At 50.6% G+C, this 747-nt stretch carries 1 protein-coding gene; it reads right to left on the reverse strand.

Translation table 11 applies throughout. The features are described from left to right. A partial coding sequence (locus EAE93_RS23955; protein ID WP_214040732.1) for a type VI secretion system Vgr family protein occupies window positions 1-747 on the reverse strand: 747 nt, incomplete at both ends.

A 747-nucleotide genomic window follows, 5' to 3' on the forward strand; every position in this document is an offset into this window, starting at 1 on the left:
ACCGGCTGAACCTTGCCCGACCAGCAAATTGGGGGAAGTCAGAATACCGCCGGGAGTTAACCGGATAAAATGGCCGCCGACTTTTAAGGTAATCTCTGACGTCGCCTCCAACACCATCTTACCGCCGCTTTTCAGGTGCGTTTCCTGACCACTTTCAGCCACCAATGCCTCCCCGGTCTGTAAATGCTGACTGCCTGAGATACGGTGTGAAACATCGCCATCGGTGCTGTATTTACCGGAACCGGTGATTTTCCGGTGGTCATCAGCATGAATTTCACTGTAGCGGTTATTATCGATGCGCTGTTTATGGTCATGTTTAATATGCCAGTAAGCATCGTGCTGAATATGGGCGGTCAGATCTTTCTGCCCGCGCAGGTAAATCTCCTCCCGGTCTTTCTCATCTTCAAAGCGCAATTCATTAAAACCTTCCCCTTTGTGGGTTTGGGTTTTAAATGTCGTGCGGGTCTTTTCCGCAGGTAAATTTAACGGCGGCCGGTTTGAACCGTTGTAGGTGCAACCGGTGACAATCGGGCGATCAATATCACCGTTCAGATAAGAAACAATCACCTCCTGACCGATACGGGGAACCGCCATAAAACCGTAACCGCTGCCATTCCAGCCTTGCGCGAATCGTACCCAACAGGTGGCGTTTTCATCGGCTTTATCATAACGATCCCAGTGAAAATGGATGCGGATACACCCCTCTTCATTGACATAAATCTCTTCGCCTTCCGGGCCGACCACGGT

The organism is Photorhabdus akhurstii, assembly GCF_018448925.1.
Lineage (GTDB): Bacteria > Pseudomonadota > Gammaproteobacteria > Enterobacterales > Enterobacteriaceae > Photorhabdus > Photorhabdus akhurstii.